We start from the raw sequence: 16,511 nt of genomic DNA, 5'->3' as shown, positions 1-16,511 counted from the left end.
TTGAAGTAGAAAAAAAGAAGCTTCAGGTCCGCATAAAGCGGTCTTGAAGCTTCTTTTCTTTAGACGGTTACTTTGAGGCGCTGTCTTCGGGTTTGGCGAACGAGTGCGTTTTGGTCCAGTGCGCGCCGCTGTCTTGCGACACGTACAGGACGGACGGGTTCTCCGCGTCGGTGAGAATCCAAGAGACGTGCTTGGCGTCGGCGGCCGCGATCAACTGCTTGCCGTAGCCGGGGAGCTGCGTTTTGTCGTTTACCCAGGTTTTGCCGCCGTCCGTCGTGTAGCCCAACGTATTGGAGTTGTCGCAAGCCTGGCATTGGCCGCCGAGAAAGGCCGTCTTCGTGTCGACCACGTACAGCGTGCCCGGCGAGCTGCCTTCGTTGGAAGGAACGCCTTTGTCGTCCATTTTAAAGCCTGGAGCAGGCCCCGCGCCCGCTGTGCTGTTGGCGACGACAGGCTGCCAGTTCTTGCCGTCCGCGGTGTGGAACAGCGAATACGACGTCTGCGTCATGCCCGAACCGCCGATCAGCTCGATCCAGGCGTCGTTTTTGCCGGCGGAACGGATGACGGCGCCATTGAGTTCCCCGTCCCAAGCCTTCGAATAGACGGATGTCCACGACTTCCCGCCGTCCTGCGTGCGCAGGAAGCTGAACTTTTTCCCGGCGGTCTGAGTGACGGCCCAGCCATTGCTGGGGTCGTGGAAATAAACGCTGCCGACCTGGTCTTTCGGAACGGAGAGCTCCTGCCATGACTTGCCGCCGTCCCGGGTCGTCCATGAACCGCTGAACGCTTCTTTTTCATTGATAAAGTGGAAAAAGTCGTAGCTCGGCACTTTCCCCGCATCGCTCCAGTTTTTGCCGCCGTCGGTCGTCTTCACGAGCTTCACGGCTTTGGAGTCGCCGATGTCGAGCGTAGCCCAGGCCTGCTGGTCGTTCAAAGCGAAAATTTGCAGAACCTCGTAATTATGCTTGTATTGCGTATGCCAGGTTTTGCCGCCGTCGTCGGTTCTTGCAATCCAGCCTTTTCCGCCCGACCAGCCGATCTTGGTGCCTGCCATTCGAAACGCGGTCGGCATTCTCAATACCGCCTGCTCGGATTCGGACGCCGCCGCGGACGGCGCTGCGGTCGATGAGGCGCTCGGGGCCGCAGAAGCAGTCTCCGCGGGGATCGCCGAAGGAGAAGCGGCTGCGGGTTCGGAGGCCGAAGCCGTCGGGGACGTCGTGGTGCTTGCGCTGTCGGAAGCCGGTACCGTGGCGGACACAGACGCACTTGCATCGCCGGAGGATGTGGCTCCGTCGCTCTGGCCGCATGCGGCGAGCGGTACCGCGAGTAAGGAAGAGGCCAGCACGAGGCTGAACCATTTGAATTTCGGCATAGCATTTCATCTCCGTTTCTTCGTGATGGTAGTAGTTTAACCTTCAAGAAGTTAGACGAACCGACGGCAAGGGAAGTTGCCGATCGGATGACGGGGAGCAGAAATGGCGATGCAGGATGGAAGAGGAAGGGAAGGGCAAGGTAATATGAAATAGTACCGGAGGGTTCGATTAACTTATTTATAGTAGGAGGCGTCGAAATGGAGCATGAACGCGATTTGCCCGAACGGCTGTCCAAGCCGGCACTGCGCGCGCTCGCTAGTGCGGGCATCCAGCGGCTCGATCAGCTCGCCGACTGGCGGGCGGCGGATATCCTCAAGCTGCACGGCATGGGCCGCAAGGGAATCGATACGCTGGAGCAAGCGCTCGCGGAGCGGGGATTGTCGTTTAAAAAAGCAGAGGCGTGACGAGGCGAATCGCCCCACTGCGGAAGGCGATTCGCCCCGTCCAACCCGCTCGCCCCGACAATTTAATCCAACAGCCGCAGCTCCCGCGCACGGCTGAGCGCCTGAGTCCGCGACGAGACGCCGAGCTTGGCGTACACGCGGCTCAGGTACACTTTGACCGTGCCCTCGGTCAATTGAAGCTTCGCGGCAGACTCCCGGTTCGTCGCGCCCCGATCGAGCTCCTGCAGCAGCGCCAGCTCCTTGTCCGTAAGCGGCTCGATCAGCCGTTCGACGCCATATTCTCCCTCCGCTGGCGAGGCGCCGGCCGCTTCGAGCTCCGCCTCAAGCCTGGCAATGAGGCCTTCCACGTACGCAGCCGGAACGACGTCATCGCCGGCCAGCATCTCTTCGCCGGCGGAGACGGGCTGCAGGCGCTTGGCGCGATACGCCTGCAGCAGCGTCAGCATCGGCTTGCCTTCGCCGGTGAAGCTGCGCACATATCCGTTTGCGGCGCCCGCGGCGAGCGCCTCCTGCAGCCGGTCGAGCGCCGCCTCGCGCCGTCCGCGCTGCCACTCCAGCAGCGCGCGAAGAACGGACGCATCCACCGTCGTAATAAGGCTGCGCTCGCGGGCGCCCAGCATGGTCAGGCCCTCCAGCAGCCTCAGCGCTTCCTTTTCCTTGCGCCGTGCGCCGAGCAGCCGGGCGAGCGTCATATATTCCGTCTCTCTATAAAGCGCCGGGGTGTCGGCAGCGCCTACGCCGGTCCGCTTCAGGAGACGCTCGGCGCCGGCCAGATCGCCTTCGGCTAGCGCAAAGCGCGCTTCATACGCGGCCAGCGGCATCTCCCAACGCGATTCGCCCCATTCGCCGGTCGTTTCTGCCGTCGATTGCAGCAGGCTGCGAGCCTCCGCGCCGCGTCCCTTGGCCTGCAGGACTCTGGCCATCGTGATGCGGCACGGAACGTACAAGCCGGCGCATCTTTTTAGATAAGCAATCGTCTCGACTTCCTTCAGCAGCGAATCCGCCTCCGACACCCGGTCCCATTCGAAGTAACCTTCGGCGACGGATTGAACCACGTATTGCGAAAATAACGACTGTTTCCACCCATGCGCGTTCATGATGTCGACCATCCGCAGTGCGATGACGTTCGTATTCGGCGGGATGGCGCCGTTCAGGCCGAACAGCGTGCGTCTGACAAGCGGCTCGCTCTTGTTGTAGTTCAAGTTGTAGAACAAAGGGCTCTCCGGCAGCATATCCGGAATGCGGTCCGCGTACTTCAACCATTGGTCGTAGTCGCCGGTAGAGAAAGCATAATTAACTTTGACGAAAAACAGGCCGCTCTGCAATTGTCCGCGCCGCCCGTCGTCGGGAAGCGCATGAATGTCCCGCTCGAGCGTGATCAGCGCAGCCTCCGCGGCGGGGTATTGACCGGTGACAACGAGCGCGAACGCGTGGAGCAAATGCAACTCGGCCGGCAGCGACGCAGGCGAAATGGCCTGCATCCAGCGCAGCAGGGTCGAAAACTCTCCGCGTCCGAGCACTGTGTATAGATGGCGCTGCAGCAGCTCTGCCGCCAGCTCGTCGTTGCCTCCTTGGACGACCTGTTCCATCGCTTCGTCATACAGTCCGAGCTCGCTGAAGCGCAGCGCCGCTGCGCGGGAGAGACGCTTGGCACGCGCTGGATCTTCCCGCAGCAGCTCATTCTTCAGAACGTCGCGGAAAATATGATGATACCTGAACCAAACGCCGCCGTCGTCCAGCGAAACGAGAAACAGATTGCGCCTGCGGAGCTCGCCCAGCATGCGCGCCCCGTCGTCGCGGCCCGTCAGGGCGTCGCATGTGACGGCATCGAACCGTTCGGTAACGGAAGTGTCGAGCAGAAACCGCCGCAGCTCGTCCGGCAGACGCGACAGCACCTCTTCCGCCAGATACGCCATGATGTCTCCATGACCGCCAGCAGCATGACCGCTAAGCCGATCCAAGGATCCGGCGTCTCTGCCTTCGAGCGATACGGACAAGAGCTGAACGATCGCCGCCCAGCCTTCCGTCCAAGCGACGATCCGGTCGACCTGCTCGGTCGTCAAGCTGAGCTTGGCCGTATGTTCGCAGAAACGGCGCGTCTCATCGACGGTAAACGTCAATTCACCGCCGGCGATCTCGGTGCTCTGGCCGCGCGCGCGCCACTTCGCAGCTTTGACCGGGGGCTGCGTGCGGCTCGCGATGATCAGATGCGCCCCGTCGGGCAATTGATCGATAAAATAGGCGAGGCTGTCGTGGATCCGCTCGTCATGGATGGCATGGTAGTCGTCCAGCGCGATTGCCAGCGGCTGCCCGGTCCGCATGGTAAATTCGTCGATTTCCCCAAGGAGCATGTCTGCCATCGTTTCTCGCGAAACGTTCGGGTACGCGTCCAATAGCGGAAGCGCCCGCGCGGGCAGCTCCGGGATCACGGCGCCGATCGCTTGAATGAAATATCGCCAAAATTTGGCGGGGTCATTGTCGGTGTCGTCCAGCGAGAGCCATGCCGCCGGCGCCTTCCGTTCCGTCAAGAATTGCGTCAGCAGCGTCGTTTTTCCAAAGCCGGCGGGGGCCACGAGTTCGGTCAGCCTGCCGTTGAAGGCGTGGTCCATCCGTTCGAGCAGTCTCGTTCGCACGATCCCGTCCCGGCGAACGGGAGGGATTCGTATTTTCGTTCGCAGGATGATATCGGAAGGCAAGCTGCATACCTCGATTCGGCATGTTTAGTGTCAAACGTATACTATTCTAGAAAGGTATTCGGCGCGTGCGCGGCTTTTTCCTTTTGGCAGATGCTGTCGAAAGTTAACGAAAGTAAATCGATTCTCTCCCGCTTCCCTGGTAGGATGGGCACCAGACAAAGCTTGCAAGGAGAGGATGATCGGTCGTGGCATGGGGAAAAGGAGTCAGGCTGTCGGCATGCGCCATCGCGCTGTCCGTGCTTGGGGCGGGTTGGGGAGGCGCAGCTTCGGCGGCGGGGCTCTCGGAACACTGGGCCGCGGAAACGCTGAACGCTTGGGTGGACAAAGGGTGGCTGGCGGGCGCGGGGAACGGCGGGCTGCAGCCGGATCAGCCGGTCACGCGCGCCGAGTTCGCGGCGCTGGCCGTGCGTGCTTTCGGGCTTCAAGCAGGCAGTACGGGCGCCGGGGAATATAGCGACGTCGGTAAAGGGAGCTGGTATGCGGGCGCGATCTACGCGGCTGCAGGTGCGGGCATTCTGTCGGGCTACCCTGACGGTACGATCCGGCCGTCCCGGAGCGTGACGCGGGAAGAAGCGGCTGTCGTGCTCGCGAAGCTGAACGGGCTGACGGATGCGGAGGTCGTCGAGCCGGCATTCACGGATGCCGCGGATCTGCGGTCGTGGAGCAAAGCCTCCGTCGGTGCAGCTGTCTATTCCAAGCTGCTCGGGGGCTATCCGGACGGGACGTTCCGGCCGGCCAAGGCGATGACCCGCGCGGAAGCCGTCGTTGCGCTGGACAAGGCATGGGCGCTGCGCGAACGGACGCGCACGACGGTATACGACAAGGCAGGCGTCTACGGACCGGCCCAAGGCACGCAGGAGATCGCCGGCAGCGTATCGATCTCGGCGCCGGGCGTGACGCTGCGCAATATGGTCGTCCGCGGCGATCTGGCCATCGGCGCCGAGGTGGGCGAGGGCGACGCGCAGTTGGACGGCGTGACCGTAGCCGGCACGCTGAACGTCGCCGGAGGCGGCGAGCACAGCGTTCACCTGTCCGACGCCAAGCTCGGACAGGTCGTCGTGAACAAGCCCGGCGGCAAGCTCCGCCTCGTGCTGGAGGGCGTTACGGTTGTCGCGCGGCTCGATTTCCGCACGGCAGGGCTGCTCGTCGTGCCGTCCGGCTCGACCGTAGGCACCTTGAACGCGCACGCGATCATCTTCGTCACCGGCGCCGGCCAGATCGGGAACGCCCGTCTGTTCGTCTCGGGCTCGTCGTTCGAACATGCGCCGGGCAGCCTGGAGCGCGAGGCCGGCGTGCAGCTGGCAGGCGAGACGGGCACTGGCGGCGGATCTTCCTCGAGCGGGGGCGCCACGTCGACGCCAGCGCCTAGCGCTACGCCGTCGCCGAGCGCGGAGCCAAGCCCGTCGCCGAGCGCGGAGCCGAGCCCCTCGCCGAGCGCGGAGCCGAGCCCGTCGCCGAGCGCGGAGCCGAGCCCGTCGCCGAGCGCGGAGCCGAGCCCGTCGCCAAGCGCGGAGCCGAGTCCGTCGCCGAGCGCGGAGCCAAGCCCGTCGCCGAGCGCGGAGCCAAGCCCGTCGCCGAGCGCGGAGCCGAGCCCGTCGCCAAGCGCGGAGCCGAGCCCGTCGCCGAGCGCGGAGCCGAGTCCGTCGCCAAGCGCGGAGCCGAGCCCGTCGCCGAGCGCCGAGCCAAGCCCGACGCCGAGCGCGGAGCCGAGCCCGTCGCCAAGCGCGGAGCCGAGCCCGTCGCCGAGCCCGTCGCCGAGCGCGGAGCCGAGCCCGTCGCCGAGCGCGGAGCCGAGCCCGTCGCCTAGCGCGGAGCCGAGCCCGTCGCCAAGCGCGGAGCCAAGCCCGTCGCCGAGCGCGGAGCCGACGCCGACGCCCGGACCGGTCATTATTGGCGTCAAAGACGAACAAATCTACACGGCTGCGGTTACGCCCGAACTTGGCGATGGACAGGATATCGCGTTTATCGAGTTGACCAGGAACGGCAATCCGATTGCCGGCTACGAACTCGGCAGCGCGCTCTACGAGAGCGGCGCCTACGTGCTGACCGCGACGAATGCGGCGGGCGGCGAGACCGTCATTCGCTTCAAGCTGTCGGCCGACGTCAAGCTAAGTGTTGCCGATTACGACTACACGAAGTTCGAAGGCGTGCTGCAGGTTGACGTGCATATCGACAATCAAGGCCTCGACCTTCAAAATGCCGTGAACGGCATCGAGTTGACGCTTCCGAATTATGACGGGGACGAGCTGGAAGTGGATTATGACTATCCTGGCGTATCCGATTGGTTCTACCTGGAGAGAGTCGAAGGCACCGATCGATTCGTCGGTCATTACCCGCAGGCCCCGTACTCGCTTCCGCCCGGAATCCAGTTCGACATCAGCTATACCGTTTGGATCGATCCGTCGACGGAAGATCGGGATCTAATTTTAAAAGCCTGGATCTCCGATGCCGAGGCCCAAGCCGAGGAGGACGCGTTGTTTGAGCTGAGCCCCGTGCTCATCCCTCTGGAACTCGATTCGCTGGGCCCGATCTCCGATTTGGCCGTAGACGACAACCAGCCGAACGATGCGACGACGGTTACCTTAAAATTTTCCGAACCTGTCGAATCGACCTATTATTTCATCGAGTACCAGGATGGGGTAACGTATAAAGATGACTTTACGTTCTATGTAGGAGACATCGATCGCGGCGCCGACCACGTCACGCTGAGCGGTTTGACGCCGGGCTTGAATTATAAGTTCCGTCTCGTCGTCGGTGACGGCTATAACAAGGGAAGATCCAACGTCGCGGAATATTCGACGCTTGCCCTTCCGCCGCTGGAGCCTAGCGAGTAGGACTTCAGCGCACGTTCGTTCATCCGGTTCTTCCGGCTGTCCTCAGGCAGCCGAGAGAGCCGGATTTTTTACTTCCTGACTCGGACGGCGGCGGTTTGTAGACGCGTAGGCGTGCTTTTTACGTGACGGAGCTTTTCGGATCGTTGGCGATTCGAAAAACCTGCATTTGTACATGCATTTTCTGCCGACCAACGGCACGTCAAGAAATACCTGCAAATGCGCAGGTATGTTCAAAGCACAAGCCCGAATTCGGGCCGATCGTAGAAAATACATGCACCGTTGCATCTTTACTATCCAAAAGGGTAAACGTGGGCGGAAATAGATGTATTTTTGCAGGCATTACGGCAAAAGTACGATGCAGGCGACATATAAGCCGATCGATTGGAACGTTGATGAGGATGAGCCCTTCGCCGTCCGTAATCTTCCCTGCAGGTTTTTCTTGCTGGGCGCACGGAACGCTATGCTATAATGGTAGGCATTGCTCCGGGATACGGAGCCGCGGTTCGAGACCTCCCGCGTCATCAAAACTAGGAGGAAGTCCAATATGTTTAACCTGCTCTGGGGCGTGGGATTCGTCGCGGTCAATTTCGCGTTGTTCCTCGTCTGCTATCGCCTGTTCGGCAAAAACGGGCTGTACACCTGGATCGGCGCGGCGACGCTGCTGGCCAACATCCAGGTCGTCAAGACGATCGAGATATTCGGCATCGTCATGACGCTCGGCAACACCATTTACGCCACGATCTACCTCACGACCGACCTGCTGAACGAGAAGTACGGGGAAAAGGAAGCGCGGAAGGCGGTTTGGTTCGGCTTTTTCACGATGATCATGTCGCTTGTCATCATGCAGATGGTGCTTCACTTCAAGCCCGGCGCCGACGACTTCAGCCAGGAAGCGCTGCACACCATTTTCGGCATCACGCCGCGCATCGTGCTCGGCAGCCTGTGCGCATACTTCGTCAGCCAGTTCCTGGACGTTCGCATTTTCAGCCGCCTCAAGGTCGCTTATCCGAGCCGCTCCCAGCTGTGGATCCGCAACAACGGCAGTACGGGGATCAGCCAGCTCGTCGATACGCTTATTTTCAGCTCGATCGCCTTTATCGGCTTGTACCCCTGGGACGTCTGGTGGGAGATCGCCATCACGACCTACGTGCTCAAGTTCGTCATCTCCGCCGCATCGACGCCGGTCATCTATTTGGCGCGGAGCTTCAAGTTCGCGGACGAACGTTAAGATGTTCGACTTCATCCTATAAAAAAAGCCGGGCACGGGTCTACCCCGCGCTCGGCTTTTTACTGGTTCTTCATGCGGTTCGGTTACAGCCTCGCGATCACGCGGCCGCGCATTTCGCCGCGCAGGATGGCGCGAAGCGCGCCGGGCAGCTCTTCGAGCGCCACCTCGCGCGCGATCCCGTCCGACAGGCCGGCGGGCTTCAGATCGCCGGCCATCCGTTCCCACGCGCGCAGCCGTTCCGGCATCGGGCAGAGCACCGAGTCGATGCCGAGAAGCTTCACGCCGCGCAGGATGAACGGATAGATGTTCGCGGCGAAGTCCGCACCGCCCGTGAATCCGCTCAACGCGACGCCGCCGCCGTAGCGGACCGCGCCCAGCACGTCCCGCAGCGCCGGGCCGCCGACCGGATCGACGACGCCGGCCCAGCGTTCGCGCGCGATCGCCTTGCCTTCCGGCATGCGCAGCGCATCCGGCGGCAACAGCTCGCTCGCGCCGAGCTCCCGCAGGAAGGCTTGCGCCTCGGCGTCGGCCTTGCGAGAGCTGGCCGCCACCTCGTAACCGAGGCCGGCCAGCATCGCCACCGCGACGCTGCCGACGCCGCCGGTGGCGCCCGTCACCAGGACGGGGCCTTGTCCGGGCGCGAGGCCGGCCTCCTCCAGGCGCAGCACAGATAGCGCCGCCGTAAAGCCCGCCGTGCCGAAGGCCATCGCCTCCCGCGCCGTGAGGCCGGCGGGCAGGGGGACGATCCAGTCGCCGGGCACCTGCGCAAGCTCGGCATAGCCGCCGTCCGCGGATACGCCGAGGCCGTAGCCGGTGACGAGCACCGCGTCTCCCTCGCTGAAGCGCGCGTCCTTCGAAGCGGTGACCGTGCCGGCGAGGTCGATACCGGGCACGTGCGGATACCTTTTGACGACATTGCCGCGAGGACTGACCGCCAGGGCGTCCTTATAGTTCACGCTAGAGTACGCGACCTGAATGCGAACTTCGCCGTCCCTCAGAGACGGCAGCTCCAATTGCTCGACTGAAGCGAGAATTTCTTCTCCGCTTAATCTGGCTACCAAGGCTCGATAATGCTTCATCTGGCAATGCCTCCCGGGCGGTGATGGCACGGCATTTCCCGCGCTGCGTCGCGCGCTCAAGACCGTACTCCTTCATTATTAACCGTCCGGGTGCAGGTTGCAATGGCACGGGGATAGTCCCGGCGCTTGCGCGGGACTATCCCCGGCCCGTCGGCGCGAGCAGCGCTTCAATGCGCCGTGCGAACTCGTCCTCGCCGAGCGCGCCGAGCGCTTCGTCCGCGACGACGCCCCGGGCGTCGATGAACAACGTCGTCGGAATCGGCCGGATCCGGTAAAGCTCTCCCACGGTCCCCAGGCGGTCGAGCAGCACGGGAAACGCGAAATGCTGGTCGGTTGCGAAGGAGCGTGCGGAGGATTCGTCATCGGAGGCGGTCAGATTGACGGCTACGACGGTCGCTTTGTCTTTATAGTGCGCGGCAGTCTTGACGAGGGCCGAAGCTTCCTCTCTGCACGGGCCGCACCAGGAAGCCCAAAAGTTCAGAACAACTAGCTTGCCCCGGTAGTCGGACAAGGAATGCGTGGCGCCGTCCAAGCCTTCCAGCGAGAAGTCCGGGGCCATGTCCAGCAGCTTGGGAGCCGCAGGACGAGTGGAGAGCGCTACGTTCCGGACGGCGGCGGCTTCGCTGACCTGTCCGTCCCCGACAGACAACGCGGAGCCATGTGCGGCTTGTGAGGGACCGCGGTAAGACAGCATCAATACAATCGCAACCGTCACGAAGACGGCAAGCATCGCCCAATCGCGTAATACTTGCTTTTGCACGTTCGGTCTAGCCTCCCAATGTCGCTTAATCGGAGAGACCTCCTCGAAAACGAATACGGAAGAGCGTCTCAGTAGTCAATATGTCCGCTTCCAACATCGGCAATCCCTCCACGGACGAATCGACATAGGGCGCATCGGCGGCTGTCCGTCCATGCATGTTTTATTCCGATGGCCCCGATCGATATTCTTCGCTTGACTTCATGGAGAACCGCTCCTAAACTTTAATTTCACAAGCGGAAAAATCCGAAAGAAACTGAAAGAAGGAATCATTCATGGCATCCACCGCATCGACGCGCGCCGAGCCGGGCAGCGCCCGCGACGCCTCTCTCGCCGTCATGCCAGTGCTGCTCTGCATCAGCTTCGTTCATATGATGAACGATTCGATGCAGGCGGTCGTCCCCGCGATGTTCACCGTTCTCGAAAAGTCGTTAAGCCTGTCGTTCGCCCAAGTCGGATGGATCACGTTCGCGCTCAATATGACGTCGTCGGTCATGCAGCCGGTCGTCGGTTCCTACACGGATAAGACCGCAAGGCCGTACCTGCTGCCGCTCGGCATGTGTCTCAGCCTGATCGGCATGGTCGGCATCGCCTTCGCGCCGGCTTTCTGGAGCGTGCTGATCGCCGTCATGTTCATCGGTCTCGGCTCTTCCATTTTTCATCCCGAAGGCTCGCGCGTCGTCTACTTCGCGGCGGGCGGCAAGCGAGGACTGGCCCAATCGATCTATCAGGTCGGCGGCAACGCAGGCAGCTCGCTGGCGCCGCTTATGGCGGCGGCCATCTTTATCCCCTTCGGTCAGCATGGCGCAATCTGGGGGACGTTGTTCGCGGCATTCGCCATCGCAGCCTTGATGTGGCTGATACCGTGGTATAAGGGACAGCTCAACGCCTGGCGGGAAAAAAGCGCAGCGGCCAGCGCGAAGCGCAAAGCAGGCGCTGCCGCAGCCGAGCTGACGAACCATCCGCGAGCGCTGTTCGCCATGACGCTGCTTGTCTTCATCGTATTCGGCCGTTCCTGGTACCACTCGGGGATCAGCGGGTTCTACCAGTTCTACCTGATCGACCACTACGGCTTGTCCAAGTCGTCGGCCCAGATCCCGCTCTTCCTGTTCCTAGCGACCGGCGTGGCAGGCACCTTCTTCGGCGGCGTCATGGCGGACCGGATCGGGCTCAAAAAAATGATCGTGCTCTCGATCGTGGGGGCGCTGCCCTTTTCGCTCGCGCTGCCGTATTTGCCGCTGTGGGCGATCTATCCCGCCATCGCGATCATGGGCTTCATCCTGCTGTCCGGCTTCTCCGTCGCCGTCGTCTACGCGCAGCATCTGCTGCCCACCAAGGTCGGCATGGCCTCCGGCCTGACGACCGGACTCGCGTTCGGCATGGGCGCCATCGGCGCCGTCGTCCTGGGCAAAGCCGCCGACGTCTTCGGCATGTCAGAGGTCATGCACACGATCGGCATCCTGCCCGTCGTCGGATTCCTGGCCATGCTGCTGCCGTCCGACCGCAAACGCACCGCATAATGCAAAAAAAGTACAGTGCCCAGGTGAGAAACTTGGAGGCACTGTACTTTTTTATATGCAATGAAGCGCAAAATCTGCGGTTTCAGCTCCCGGACCGGGCACACCCGCCGCTCCAAGCTATCCGCCGCTGTACACCAAACCTCCCCCAAGCGCTTGCCGTCCCCCTTCCTGTGCGAAGGGGATATCGTTCAAATGCGCAAAAATAGCCCGGATAGACGCCGCAACCGACGGATTTCCCACCACGGCGGTGAGCTGGAGCAGGGCATGCCGTCTTCCCGGTACGTCCCCGAAGGTAGAAAATCGTTTACAACCGGCGGAATCCCGTTCGATGTCTGGCGACGGCTGTCCCGCATGCAGCAACCGTTTTGTATCCCCTTACATAACTCGCGCCAGATACAATAAGAGGCGTAGAAGAGCGGAAAGGGATGGCGAGCCGCAGGATGGAAAACGATTTCCGTCATCATTCTCATCAGCCACCGCCGCCGAGCGCCCTTTCTAACGCAGCAAGCCTGCCGGACGTCTCGATCGGACCGAAGGCGCAACCCGCAATCCGCAATCCCGCAATCCGCAATCCCGCAATCCGCAATCCCGCAATCCCGCAATCCGCAATCCCAGAAGGAGGAATCTTATGAGTTCGGCTGTCGGCACTTCGCAGCATTCTCAGACCGTCGTCCAGCCAGCCGCCAAAAAACGCGGCATCGCGGAACGCTACCGATTGTTTTTGTATGCGCTTCCTTTCCTTGCGCTCGTGTTCATATTCAGCTATATGCCGCTGTACGGCTGGATCTACTCGCTCTACAATTACCGGCCCGGCTTCAAGCTGAGCGACACGCCGTTCGTCGGCCTGCAGTGGTTCCGCTCGATCTTCGCCAACCCGACGCAGACCCAAGAGGTGCTGCGGGTCATGAAGAACACTGTTGCGATGAGCGCGCTCGGCATTCTGACCTCGGTGCTGCCAGTCGCCTTCGCCATCCTGCTGTCCGAGATCCGGTCGATGCGCTTCAAGAAGACGGTGCAGATCCTGACGACGCTGCCGAACTTCATCAGCTGGGTGCTCGTTTATGCAATCGCCTTCATGATGTTTAACGTGGATAACGGTCTTATCAACCGGCTCCTGATCGAGCTCGGACTTCAAGACCGCGGCTTCAACTACCTGGCGAACGACAGCCACACCTGGCTCGCCATGATTCTGTGGGCCACCTGGAAAGGTCTCGGCTGGGGCGCGATCATGTACATCGCGGCCATCACCGGCATCGACCAGGAGCAGTACGATGCGGCCAAGGTCGACGGCGCGGGCCGTTTCCGCCAGATGTGGAACATCACGGTGCCGGGCATCATGCCGACGTACTTCGTGCTGCTGCTGCTCTCGATCGCCAACTTCATCAACAACGGGATGGAGCAGTACTTCGTTTTTCAGAACCCGATCAACAAGGACCATATCGAGGTGCTAGACCTCTACGTCTACAACACGGGCATGCTCGGCACCAACTTCTCTTTCGCGACGGCCGTCAGCATGCTGAAGTCGATCATCAGCATCGGGCTGCTGTTCTTCGCCAACCGGCTGTCGAAGTGGGTGCGCGGGGAATCGATCATCTAAGCAAAGGAGGGGCCGAACTTGAAGATCCGCAGCTCGACCGGGGACAAAGTGTTCCACACGTTCAACTACCTGTTCTTCGCTATCTTTACGCTGCTGTGCCTGTTTCCGTTCTATTATCTGTTCATCAATACGATCAGCAGCAACGATCTAAGCTCAAGAGGCATGGTCATGTGGTACCCGAAGGAAATTCACTTCAATAACTACCTTCAGGTGCTGAAACTCAAAGGCCTGTCGCAAGCGGCGATCGTATCCGTCGGACGCACGGTTATCGGGACGCTGGCTACGGTCGCAGGCTCCGCGTTCCTCGGCTACATTTTCACCAAGCGCAAGATGTGGGGCCGCACGTTCTGGTACCGGTTCATCATGATCACGATGTACTTCAACGCGGGCATCATCCCATGGTACGTCATCATGCTGAAGCTGCACATGACCAACAACTTCATGGCTTATATTTTGCCGATGATCGTCTCGCCTTTCTACGTAATCCTGGTCAAAACGTTCGTCGAATCGCTGCCCGACGTACTGCAGGAATCGGCCGAGATCGACGGCGCAGGGACGATGACGCTGTTCTTCCGCATCATTATGCCGCTCATCATGCCGATCGCCGCCACCATCGCCATTTTCGCCGCCGTCACGCAGTGGAACTCCTTTATCGACACCGTGTTCCTCATGACCGACCAGAAGTACTACACGCTTCAATTCGTGCTCTACAAGTACCTGAACGAATCCAACTCGCTCGCGGCCATCATCCGCAGCAGCGGGGGATCGGCGAACGTCGATCTGTCCAAGATGCAGACGGCGACCTCGATCCGCACGACCGTCTCGATGATCGTCGTCATCCCGATTTTGTTCGTTTACCCGTTCTTCCAGCGCTTTTTCGTCAAAGGCATCATGATCGGCGCGGTTAAAGGCTGAGGGTCGAAACGTCGGCTCACAGTAGACGGCAGTCGCCGGCAATCCCCGACAGTCCCAGCGGGCCCACCTAAGGAGGTGAATCCGGAGCCCGCGATGTGACCGGAATGGCAGACAGCTTCATGTTGTAGACCGCGTTTACCAATAGCTATCTATCAAAGGGAGGACTACCCCGTGGTTCAGATGAAAAAGAAAAAAGCGCTAACCGCATCCGTCGCCGTTCTGCTCGCGACGAGCCTCGCCGCCTGCTCCGGCGGCAACAATGGCAACAACGCTTCGCCATCCGCAGCGCCATCCGGCTCGGCATCGTCCGGCGCTTCTGCAAGCGCTTCCGCGTCGAGCGCGCCGCAGCGCGACGCCTATAAGATCGACGTGTTCTCGATGCTGTCCAACTTCTCGGGCGAGCAGCAGGGCTGGTTTGCCAAGGTCGTCAAGGACAAGTTCAATCTCGACCTCAACATCATCTCCTCGAATCTCGAGGGCGGCGGCGACGTGAAGTTCTCCGCGATGATGTCGGCCGGCAGTCTGGGCGATCTGGTCGTGTTCGGCGACGACGGGCAGAAGTATCAGGATGCGATCAAGGCGGGCATGCTGCTCGACTGGACGCAGGACGGCCTGCTGGACAAGTACGGACCGAACCTGTTGAAGTACGCGCCCAAAGCGATCGAGAAGAACAAAGTTAACTTCGGCGGCGGCTCCAAGGTATACGGCATCGGCTTCGACGTCGGCGAAGGAGACGGTCCATCGGAAGGCAAGGACATGACCTACAACCCGAACCTGCGCTTCGACCTGTACCAGAAGGCCGGCAGTCCGAAGATCACCAAGATGGAGGATTACCTCCCCGTGCTCAAGAAGATGCAGGAGCTGGAGCCGAAGAGCGACTCTGGCCGGCCGACCTACGCTTTCTCGATGTGGCAGGATTGGGACGGCAATATGATGATGAACACCAAGGCCTGGGCGGGCTTGAACGGCTTCGACGAGACGGACGGCTTCAACAACGGCGGCTTCACGCTGATCTCGGCCGACAAGAGCGAAGTGCAAGGCGTGCTCGACGAAGACGGCTACTATATGCGCGGTCTGAAGCTGTATTTTGACGCGAACCAAATGGGACTGGTCGATCCGGACTCCATGACGCAAAAGTTCGACGACGTCGTCAATAAGATGACGGACGGCCAGCTGCTGTTCACCTGGTTCCCGTGGCTCAACACGTACAATACGCCTGAGCGTCTGGCCGAAGGCAAGGGCTTCGCGCTCGTGCCGTTCGAAGAAGAGCGCACGTTCTCCTACGGCTACAATCCGTACGGCGGCAACCGCGTCTGGGCGATCGGCGCCAAGGCGAAGCATCCGGAGCGCGTGCTCGAGTTCCTCGACTGGATGTACAGCCCGGAAGGCACGATGGTCGCCAACTACGGTCCGGAAGGCCTCAACTGGAAGCTCGAAAACGGCAAGCCCGTCCTGACGGACTTCGGCAAGCAGGCGCTCCCGTCCAACGCTACGGCGGTACCGGAAGAGTTCGGCGGCGGCACGTGGAAGGACGGCCAGAACCAGATCAACAACACGACGCTGAAGATGACCGGCATCAATCCGGAGACTGGCGATCCGTACGACTATACGCTGTGGACCTCGACGCTCGCAGCGGCGCCGAACAAGCTGGAGGAAAACTGGAGAGCCGCGATGGGCGGCGCGACGAGCGCCAAAGATTACTTGCAGAAGAACGACAAGATCGCGATCAACAAGCAAATCTTCACCGGCACCGCGCCGGAAGTCATCTCCGACGACTTGTCGCAGAAGCAAGGCCAGGTCTCGCAGGTCATCAAGCAATATTCCTGGAAGATGGTATTCGCGAAGAACCAGGCCGAGTTCGACAAGCTCAAGAAGGAAATGATTACGAAGGCCAAGGGTCTCGGCTACGACGACGTTTTCAACTGGAACAAAGCGCAGAACGAAAAGGTATTCGAGTACCGCAACAAGTAAGATTGGAAAACGCCGGAGCCTGAAGCTTATCGCCGCCCTCGTCGGGGTGGCGGTAAGCTTTTCCGGCATTGTCGCCGGGAAACGGCTTCCGCTGTCGGGAAGTCGCGCAATTTGTTAAACTAGAAAGCGTATACAGG

General features: G+C 61.1%; 11 protein-coding genes. 7 read left to right on the top strand and 4 right to left on the bottom strand.

Features of this window, described 5'->3' with window-relative positions; all coding sequences use genetic code 11:
• Positions 1-67: 67 nt before the first annotated feature.
• Complete coding sequence (locus KB449_RS25505) at positions 68-1,372, bottom strand: beta propeller repeat protein (protein ID WP_282911056.1); 1,305 nt, start codon at positions 1,370-1,372, stop codon at positions 68-70.
• A 198-nt stretch (positions 1,373-1,570) separates the two neighbouring features.
• Between KB449_RS25505 and KB449_RS25500 the strand changes: the two genes are divergently transcribed.
• Entirely contained in the window at positions 1,571-1,777 is a 207-nt protein-coding gene (locus tag KB449_RS25500; protein WP_282911055.1) for a helix-hairpin-helix domain-containing protein, read from the top strand.
• A gap of 62 nt (positions 1,778-1,839) precedes the next feature.
• Here the strand turns inward: KB449_RS25500 and KB449_RS25495 are convergent, their stop codons facing one another.
• On the bottom strand, positions 1,840-4,473 hold the full coding sequence (locus KB449_RS25495) for a winged helix-turn-helix domain-containing protein (RefSeq protein WP_282911054.1): 2,634 nt from the start codon (positions 4,471-4,473) through the stop codon (positions 1,840-1,842).
• Positions 4,474-4,658: 185 nt separating this feature from the next.
• Here KB449_RS25495 and KB449_RS25490 point away from each other — a divergent pair, with 185 nt between their 5' ends.
• Together KB449_RS25490 and KB449_RS25485 are read left to right on the top strand one after the other, a co-directional pair.
• Entirely contained in the window at positions 4,659-7,307 is a 2,649-nt protein-coding gene (locus KB449_RS25490; RefSeq protein ID WP_282911053.1) for an S-layer homology domain-containing protein, read from the top strand.
• A 544-nt stretch (positions 7,308-7,851) separates the two neighbouring features.
• Positions 7,852-8,535, top strand: a complete 684-nt coding sequence (locus KB449_RS25485) for a queuosine precursor transporter (protein ID WP_282911052.1) — start codon at positions 7,852-7,854, stop codon at positions 8,533-8,535.
• Positions 8,536-8,618: 83 nt separating this feature from the next.
• On the opposite strand, the gene KB449_RS25480 is transcribed toward KB449_RS25485, so the two are convergent.
• Together KB449_RS25480 and KB449_RS25475 are read right to left on the bottom strand one after the other, a co-directional pair.
• Entirely contained in the window at positions 8,619-9,614 is a 996-nt protein-coding gene (locus KB449_RS25480) for an oxidoreductase (RefSeq protein ID WP_282911051.1), read from the bottom strand.
• A 136-nt stretch (positions 9,615-9,750) separates the two neighbouring features.
• On the bottom strand, positions 9,751-10,374 hold the full coding sequence (locus tag KB449_RS25475; protein ID WP_282911050.1) for a TlpA family protein disulfide reductase: 624 nt from the start codon (positions 10,372-10,374) through the stop codon (positions 9,751-9,753).
• 272 nt (positions 10,375-10,646) lie between these two features.
• Between KB449_RS25475 and KB449_RS25470 the strand changes: the two genes are divergently transcribed.
• The 4 genes from KB449_RS25470 to KB449_RS25455 all read left to right on the top strand — a co-directional run bounded on the left by KB449_RS25470 (position 10,647) and on the right by KB449_RS25455 (position 16,374).
• Positions 10,647-11,891: an MFS transporter gene (locus tag KB449_RS25470; RefSeq protein WP_282911049.1), complete on the top strand. Its 1,245-nt coding sequence runs from the start codon at positions 10,647-10,649 to the stop codon at positions 11,889-11,891.
• A 628-nt stretch (positions 11,892-12,519) separates the two neighbouring features.
• Entirely contained in the window at positions 12,520-13,488 is a 969-nt protein-coding gene (locus tag KB449_RS25465; protein ID WP_282911048.1) for an ABC transporter permease, read from the top strand.
• 18 nt (positions 13,489-13,506) lie between these two features.
• On the top strand, positions 13,507-14,403 hold the full coding sequence (locus KB449_RS25460) for a carbohydrate ABC transporter permease (RefSeq protein WP_282911047.1): 897 nt from the start codon (positions 13,507-13,509) through the stop codon (positions 14,401-14,403).
• 180 nt (positions 14,404-14,583) lie between these two features.
• Positions 14,584-16,374 (top strand): type 2 periplasmic-binding domain-containing protein, encoded by a 1,791-nt coding sequence (locus tag KB449_RS25455; protein ID WP_282912905.1) that lies wholly within the window; start codon positions 14,584-14,586, stop codon positions 16,372-16,374.
• Positions 16,375-16,511: the final 137 nt, after the last annotated feature.

Origin of the sequence: Cohnella hashimotonis, from assembly GCF_030014955.1 — a bacterium.
In the GTDB taxonomy this organism is placed as follows: Bacteria; Bacillota; Bacilli; order Paenibacillales; family Paenibacillaceae; genus Cohnella; species Cohnella hashimotonis.
The sequence above is the reverse complement of the archived record's forward strand: the minus strand, read 5'-3'. Positions and strand labels throughout refer to the sequence as shown.

Excerpts from the sequence above, each read along its gene's own strand:
- KB449_RS25505 (WP_282911056.1), bottom strand. The coding sequence starts at position 1,372 with ATGCCGAAATTCAAATGGTTCAGCCTCGTGCTGGCCTCTTCCTTACTC.
- KB449_RS25500 (WP_282911055.1), top strand. The coding sequence starts at position 1,571 with ATGGAGCATGAACGCGATTTGCCCGAACGGCTGTCCAAGCCGGCACTG.
- KB449_RS25485 (WP_282911052.1), top strand. The coding sequence starts at position 7,852 with ATGTTTAACCTGCTCTGGGGCGTGGGATTCGTCGCGGTCAATTTCGCG.
- KB449_RS25480 (WP_282911051.1), bottom strand. The coding sequence starts at position 9,614 with ATGAAGCATTATCGAGCCTTGGTAGCCAGATTAAGCGGAGAAGAAATT.
- KB449_RS25470 (WP_282911049.1), top strand. The coding sequence starts at position 10,647 with ATGGCATCCACCGCATCGACGCGCGCCGAGCCGGGCAGCGCCCGCGAC.
- KB449_RS25465 (WP_282911048.1), top strand. The coding sequence starts at position 12,520 with ATGAGTTCGGCTGTCGGCACTTCGCAGCATTCTCAGACCGTCGTCCAG.
- KB449_RS25455 (WP_282912905.1), top strand. The coding sequence starts at position 14,584 with ATGAAAAAGAAAAAAGCGCTAACCGCATCCGTCGCCGTTCTGCTCGCG.